The following is a 7,550-nucleotide window of genomic DNA, read 5'->3' as shown; positions in this document are numbered from 1 at the left end:
ACATCTACAACGCAGGGTCTATGCCCTCAGGTTGGGCGCTATATACCCGGCTTCCAGGTGAACTCTGGTAGCTAGCCAAAGTTCATGGACAGATACAAGGTTGGGCTGACGCAGGAAGCCCAACAATGACCGGGCACCGGACATTCCCGTTATCGCAGGCCTGCTTGGCGCATGGGGGATTAAAAAACCGGCTTGGCACCCATTGGGTTGTAAGAGATTGGCCGAAAACCCGGATTATTGGGCTTCCTGCGTCAGCCCATCCTACGGGGCCCTCCGGCCAATTCGGGCGTTTATCGCCCTAGCCGCGCAACCGCTCCCTTTGCCAATCCGTCTCAGGCTCATTGAGCGGCAGGCGCAGGTCCATGACGTCTTCTTCCATGTTGTAGGTGATCTCGAAGCCGAGATGCCGTGCCAGTTTGAGCATGGGATGGTTGTCCGGCAAGACATTGCCGATCATTTCCACAGTGCCGCGGGCGCGGCAGTAGTCGATCATCTTGCGCATGAGGATATAGCCCAGGCCCTCGCCTTTCATATCATCGCGAACCATCACAGCGAACTCGCACTGGAGGTTGTCGGCGTCGGTCCAGACGCGCACGGTGCCCAGGGTTTCCTCGCCATTGCCATCCTCGCGTTCGGCGTTGGCGATAAACACCATTTCCCGGTCGTAATCGATCTGGACCATCTGGGCCACGTCTTCGTGAGAGAAATGCTTGCGGTACTGGAAAAACCGGTAGCGGATCGATTCCGGGGACTGGTGATGATGGAATTCCAGATGCGCGGGCTCATCCTCAGCCAGTACCGGCCGCACTATCACCTTACGCCCGGATTTTGGCAAAACCACCCACTCTTCCAGCTCCCGAGGATAGGGCTGGATAATCGGGCGCCCCGGCTCTTCGGCCAGGTCGATGGCCACGTCCACCGCCACGGCACCGTTGCGATCAAACAGCAACGGCAGGATTTCCAGCCCGCGGATGTGCGGGATATCGATCACGATCTGAGACAGGGTCACCAGGGTCTCGCAGATCGCCCGGATGTCCTCTTCCGGCTGCAGGCTGTATTCGCGCAGCAGGCGGTACATATAGGTTCGCCGTAGCAGCTCTTTGGCCAGCACCATATTCAGGGGCGGCAGTGCGATCTGGCGATCGGTCATCACGTTGACGCTGGCGCCGGCCGCACCACACACCACCAATGGGCCGAACACCGGATCCCGGGTAATGCCGACGCTGAAAGCGATACCGCCCAGGTGCTGATAGGTGCGCTGCACGGCAAATCCAAGGAAACCGCTGCGTGGGAAGTGGGCACGATACTCATCCATCAGAACCTGACAGGATTCGATGATCGCCGACTCACTATTGAGCCCCTGAATCGTCGACTTGTAGCGCCCGCGACCGGTCTGCTCTTCCATAAACGGGTGACAGCCGCGCTCGTGGATCAGGGTGACGTCAATGGGGCGGCGTTCGACCTGGAAACTCTCCACCACACCTTCCACATCATCGCAGTAGACCGTATCCACCGCGCGGATCCCGTAGTCGCGGATGACCGCCCTCGCCTCGCTGTTGGACAGGTGATTGCGCCCGGAACGGTGCGCTTTCATGACCAACTTGCGGGCAACGGAACTGTCGGCGAAGTGATCGGTGAAGGATTCCGGCGTTTCCCGCAGCAGCCGCTGGACGCGCTGATGATGAACGTGCTGCATGAAGGCGTTGACGGCTTTCTCAGGGGAAAAGAACGACGGAATGCCGGCCCGATAGAACTCGTCCCGCGCTTCCAGTACCGTACTCTGGCCCAGCCAGCAAGTGAAGATGTTCAAGCGGGTGCCCTTGCTGGCGTGAACAACCGCATCGGCAATCTGCAAACTGTCTTCCGTCAGACTCGGGGCGTACATCACCAGCACGTTGGTGACGTTGGGATCCTTGGCCAGGATCCGGATCGCCTCGGCGTAGAGTTCCGGCGACGCGTCGTAATTCAGGTCGATCGGGTTCTTGCGGGTCCAGTAGGTCGGCAGGTGTTTGGCCAGCGACTCGACGGTCTCGTTCGACAGGGTTGCCAAATCGCCATCGAGCCCTGCCAGCCGATCCACTGCCAACACGCCCGGCCCGACCCCGTTGGCCATGATCACCAGCTCCTCCCGGCGCACCGGGCGCATCCGGGTCAGGGTTTCCAGAGCGTCGAACATCTGGCTGAGACCGTCCACCCGCAACACACCGGCGCGGCGGAGGACGGCATCATAGATCGGGTCCGTTCGGGTCACACCCACCGGACGTTGCACCGGCATCCACTCGGATTCCGGCACCCGTCCGCTTTTAACAGCGATGACCGGCTTGGTACGGGAGGCGACCCGCACCGCCGAGATAAACCGTCGAGGGTTGGGAATGCTTTCAATGTGCAGGAGGATAGCGCGGCAGCGGGTGTCCTGCGCCAGGTAATCGATCAGGTCGTCGTGACCGATGTCCATGCCATCGCCCAGGGTCAGGAAGTGTGAGAAACCCACACCCCGGGCGAACGCCCAGTCGATGATGGAGCTGGCCACGGTGCCCGATTGCCCCACAAACGCGACCTTACCCGGGATCGCGCCCATATGGGCGTAGGTGGCGTTCAGGCTGCGGAACGGCACCATCAGACCGATCGTATTCGGCCCGAGCACCCGAATACCGGCCTCGCGCGCCGCATCGCGGACCGAGTACATCAGCGGCTGACCGGTCTTACTGTGGGCCCGGGACATCCCGCCGGTCATCACAATCGCCGTGCGGACACCGGCCTCTCCCAACTGGCGAATCATCTTGGGCACCGTGTCCGGCGGCGTACAGACGATCGCCAGATCCGGTTTCATGGGCATGCGCGACACTTTCGGCACACAGGGCACGCCGTGAACGTTCTGGTACTCGTTGCGGTTGATCACCAGCAACTGGCCCGGGAAACCGCCGGCCATCAGGTTCCGCAGCACCATCCCGCCCAGGTTTTCCGCCCGCTCCGATGCACCGGCAATCACAATCGATTCCGGATTGAACAGGCTTTCCAGATACCGTGTGCTCAAGTCGTCGCCCCCGCGTCAGCCGTACTCCAATCTGCCTCTCATGTTAGGCGGTCCGGGGTGGATTTAAAAACGAAACTCTTACCATTTGAAATGACTTGTTGTCGCACCTATCCGGCACCGCAAGGACGGTATAAAAACCCACCAAAGAAGCAAAGCGAGACCCCGCCATCCCTGATACCATGACAAAAAGAGATGCCACAGCGCACCGGTAATACGGGACCAATAATGACAACTGCGTTCTTCTACCACGACGACTTCCTGAAGCATGACATGGGGCCGGAGCACCCCGAGTCACCGGAACGGCTCAATGCCATCATCAGCTACCTGGCGGACACCGAGCTGGAGCAGCAACTGGACTGGGTGCGGCCCGAGGAAATCACCCGGGACCAGCTCCTGCAGGTCCATCCGGAAACCTACCTCAGTCAGCTGGACATGATGCAGCCCACCCGGGGCCGCGTGTTCACCGATCCCGATACGGCGATGATGCCCCACACGCTGCGCGCCGCTCGACTGGCCGCCGGCGCCAATGTGCAGGCCGTCGATATGGTGCTGTCCGGTCAGGCCACCAATGCCTTTGTCGCGGCGCGTCCGCCAGGTCACCACGCCGAGCGTGGCAAATCGATGGGGTTCTGCTTCTACAACAACATCGCCCTGGCCGCCCGGCACGCCCTCAATTTCCATGGCCTGGAGCGGGTCGCGATCATCGACTTCGACGTGCACCAGGGGAACGGAACGGTCGATATCGTCCAGGGCGATGAGCGGGTGCTCATGTGCTCCAGCTTCCAGCATCCCTTCTATCCTCACTCCCATGTCTACCGGTTGCCGGAAAACATCATCAATACGCCGATTGCCGCTGGCACGTCCGGCACAGACTATCGACGGACCGTCGAAGAAGCCTGGCTGCATCGCCTTGAAGAATTCGAGCCGCAATTGGTGCTGGTTTCCGCGGGATTCGATGCCCACAAGTCGGACCCGTTAGCCGAACTGCAACTGGAAGCCGCGGACTACCGCTGGCTGACCGACATGATTACGTCGATTGCCCGGGATTACTCGGATAACCGTGTCGTCTCGACGCTCGAAGGCGGGTATCACCTGAAAGCGCTCGCCGAGGGCGTCACGGCTCACCTGGAAGGCCTGGTGGCGATCGAAGACTGATCGTCAGTGTAATAACTGGAAGATATCGGCAAGGTCGCCGTCCTGCGTGAGCTGCTTCAGAGCTTCCTGAATAGGCTCTTGCAGTTGTGGATAGCGTGCTTTTTTCGACATGTACAGGATGCCCCGCTGCCCTTTGCGAAACACGGCCGTGCGAAACTGATTCCATGAGAGTTCGAGGGATCGCATGGTGTGGTAAAGGGCCTGATCACTGCACAGGATGGCGCTGACACGCCCCAGCTTCAGCATCTCAATGGCCTGAAAAATGTCCCGCACCGGAAACTTTTGGATTGTCTTCGCCTGCTCGAAGACCTCACCGTAATAGGTACCGTTAACGAACGCGACCGGTTTGCCCGCCAATCCATCAAGAGAAAGTTCAAAGTCGCTGTCCGCAAGCGCGGTCAGCATCACCTGCGTGGTCACAACCGTGCCGAGGTTGATCGCGGCTTCATCCAGGGCCGGGCTTTCAAACAGCACGACAAAGTCCGCCGTGCCTTCCAGCAATTCGCTCATGGCGCGACGATGGGGCCTCAATTCATAGGTGATCGGTAGGTTGGCGACAGCAACAAGGCGATGAGCAAAAGCCACCAACGTGCCGTCCGGCTGGCCATAACGACCTTCATAACCCCAGGGCCAGACTTCGGGAATGACAAAGATGGCAGGTTCCGGGTAATCGTCCGCCTTGTGGGGCTCTTTGGCGTGGGCCGCTTCGAGAGCCAGCACCAGAAAGGTCAGCAGAACTACGGCAACCGGATGCCGAAAAATAGGCTTCATGTGGCAGGACAACCGCTCAATCGAACCAGCTTGGCACCAGCTTACCGGCTATGACAATCAGCCCCTATTCGACCATTGGTGCCCCGCGGCTGTCAGCACAACATCGGCGATCGGTTAGCCGACGGCCTGCTGGTCAGACATGACCTCTTCGCGGATTCCGTCCCAACCTTCCTTGACCTGGCGCAGCAAGTCAGACACTTCATCCAGTTTGGCGACATCGTTTAGGCGATTGGCCTCAAACAGCGTGCGCTCGATGTAGTCGTACAGCCCTTCCAGATGACGCGCCAGCTCACCGCCTTTTTCAAAGTCCAGGAAGCTGCGCAGACCACCGACAATCTCGATGGCTTTACTGATCAGGCGACCTTTACCTTCATAATCCTTGGCCTGCATACGCGCCTTGGCCATATTGATCCGTTCCAGGGCACCGTTATACAACAGCTGAATCAATTTGTGTGGGTCGGCATCGGTGATGCTGGTCTGGGTATTGACCCGCTGATATGCCTGTAAACCGTTCATAATCAACCTCTTGTTTGCCTTCGTAACAACGGGTTAGTTGTTTTTATTGCTGTTTGGAGCCAGAGCCGCCAGCTGCTGGGTGACGTAGTCTTTAGTGCTGTTGAGCTGCGAAATCAGGGAGTCGGCGGCACTGAACTGCGACACCAGGCGCTCCCGGTACGCGTCGATGCGGGTCTGAAGACGCTCGCGATCATCTGCGATATCGTCCAGCGTGTCCTGCAGGCTATCGGTCCGCGCTTCAAGCGCACCATCGGCGCTGAGCATGTCCGTCACCATATTGACGGTCCGCTCCCCAAGCCCCTCAATGTAGGTAATGGTTCCACGATTGCCGGTAGCATCGCCGGTGATGCGCACCTGCATGCCCGCCGCCTGGGACGTTCCCTCGACGTAGAGAAGCTGCCCTTCACCGGTGGCTCTCTGACCATTGATCGTGCCGGCCACATCTTTTCCGGCCGTGCCGGTGGCAACGGACAACCCCAGGTCTGCGGCACTGTTGGTATCCACCGAGGTGATGCTGACGTTCGAATCGCTGCCATAAGCGCCGGATTTGAAGCTCAGCGCGCCACTGGTCGAATCGAACTCAACCTGGACTTTCTTGCCGGACGCACTCAGGCTGCCGCTGCTGTTGAGCTGGGACTGGATTTCAGCGGCCAGCTCGTCGCGGGTATAGGTACCTGCGGTCAGCTGGATGCTGACTGAGGTGGACCCGTCAATCTTGAACGACAGGTTGTCATTGTTGCCATCGATCGTGACGGAGCCCGTGCCGGCATTTGCGCCTGTCAACGCGCCTTGGGTTGCAGCCTGGGTCACGTTGATACTGTATTCGCCCGGCTCGGTGTTCAGATTGCTGCCGATGAACTCCACCTGGGAATCGGAGGCCCGCCCCTGTTCACCGAACAACGCCGCGACGTCATCCGGATACTTCTCAAGCTGCGTCTGGAACTTGCTGGCATCAAAGCTCAGCTGTCCGGTCTTGTAGTCTGTGGTGATGCCCACATCGGCAAGAGAGCGTACGCCGGCATCCTCAAGACCGGGCACCACGCCCGTCAGCATGTTGCGAAGCTGATTCTGGATATTGCGGACCGTGGCATCGCCCGACAGCAAACCGCCCTGCTGGGTTTCGGCATTATAGCCGGCCAACCCCTGGATGGTTTGCTGTAACGCGTTGAATTTGTCGACGAAAGACTGGACCCGATCCGCTACGGCACCCGTATCCTGGGTAACCTTGACCGTGGACGTCACACCTTCCGCCTTCACATCAAACGTCAGTCCATCGACCACGTTTTCAATGGTGTTGGAAGAGCGGGTGATCGTGATGCCGTTAACCTGGACGACGGCATCCTGTGCGGCAACGGTTTCGGTCAGGTTCTGGGTGGTGTCGTTGAAAACGAACTGGGACAGACCGGAGCCGTCAGTATTGTTGCCATCACTATCGTTGACGGAAATGCGGATCGCATTGTCGGTACCGGTTTCGTCGGACGACAACACAAGTCGATAGCCGTCACCGGTATCGATGACGCCCGCGCTGGCGCCGATATCCGCGTCGTTGATAGCGTCTGCGATGCCCTGCAGCGTGTTGTTGGAGCTGTCGATGTCAATGTTCTTGACCTCGCCCCCCACGCTGAGGCTGATCCGACCGGTGCCAATTCCGGTGCTGTCCCGATCCGCGAATGTACCGGAGGCCAACGATTGGGCCTGGGCCAGGCTATCCACCTGGATGGTGTAGTTGCCCCGGCTTGCGGTAGCGCTGTCGACGGAGACGGACACATCCTCGTTGGACGAGGTCGCGGAAAAGGCCTTCAGATTTTCGACCGAACTCAGCTGACGCATAGGCAACCGCAGTTCCGTGATGGCGCTGCGCAGTGTCCCGTATGCGGAAATAAGGGCCTCGGTTTCCTTTTCCTTGCTGTCCAACCGGTTCGCCGTCGGCTTCTGCTCGGCTTCTACCAGCTGGTCCACCAGGTCAGACGTCAGAACGCCGGAACCAATCCCCAATGAAGAAATATTTGCCATGTCGATCGCCTCCCCAGGAAGGCTGCCTTATCCATTTGTACGCTTATCGGCCAGAAGCGGC

The 7,550-nt window shown here is 59.4% G+C and carries 5 protein-coding genes; 1 reads left to right on the top strand and 4 read right to left on the bottom strand.

Features of this window, described 5'->3' with window-relative positions:
• Window positions 1-298: 298 nt before the first annotated feature.
• A complete protein-coding gene (locus J3364_RS20815; protein ID WP_349560066.1) occupies window positions 299-3,034 on the bottom strand; it encodes a bifunctional acetate--CoA ligase family protein/GNAT family N-acetyltransferase in 2,736 nt (911 codons plus the stop codon).
• Between the two features lie 225 nt (window positions 3,035-3,259).
• Between J3364_RS20815 and J3364_RS20810 the strand changes: the two genes are divergently transcribed.
• Window positions 3,260-4,189: a histone deacetylase family protein gene (locus J3364_RS20810; RefSeq protein WP_349560065.1), complete on the top strand. Its 930-nt coding sequence runs from the start codon at window positions 3,260-3,262 to the stop codon at window positions 4,187-4,189.
• A gap of 3 nt (window positions 4,190-4,192) precedes the next feature.
• On the opposite strand, the gene J3364_RS20805 is transcribed toward J3364_RS20810, so the two are convergent.
• From J3364_RS20805 to fliD, 3 genes are all read right to left on the bottom strand, one after another.
• Complete coding sequence (locus J3364_RS20805) at window positions 4,193-4,960, bottom strand: substrate-binding periplasmic protein (protein ID WP_349560064.1); 768 nt, start codon at window positions 4,958-4,960, stop codon at window positions 4,193-4,195.
• Between the two features lie 114 nt (window positions 4,961-5,074).
• Window positions 5,075-5,476: a flagellar export chaperone FliS gene (gene fliS, locus J3364_RS20800; RefSeq protein ID WP_349560063.1), complete on the bottom strand. Its 402-nt coding sequence runs from the start codon at window positions 5,474-5,476 to the stop codon at window positions 5,075-5,077.
• A gap of 33 nt (window positions 5,477-5,509) precedes the next feature.
• The gene (gene fliD / locus J3364_RS20795; RefSeq protein ID WP_349560062.1) at window positions 5,510-7,489 is read right to left on the bottom strand and encodes a flagellar filament capping protein FliD; all 1,980 of its coding nucleotides are present in this window, start codon (window positions 7,487-7,489) and stop codon (window positions 5,510-5,512) included.
• Window positions 7,490-7,550: the final 61 nt, after the last annotated feature.

This window comes from Marinobacter sp. NFXS9 (assembly GCF_040148665.1).
Lineage (GTDB): Bacteria > Pseudomonadota > Gammaproteobacteria > Pseudomonadales > Oleiphilaceae > Marinobacter_A > Marinobacter_A mangrovi.
This window is presented reverse-complemented; position numbering and strand designations above follow the sequence as displayed.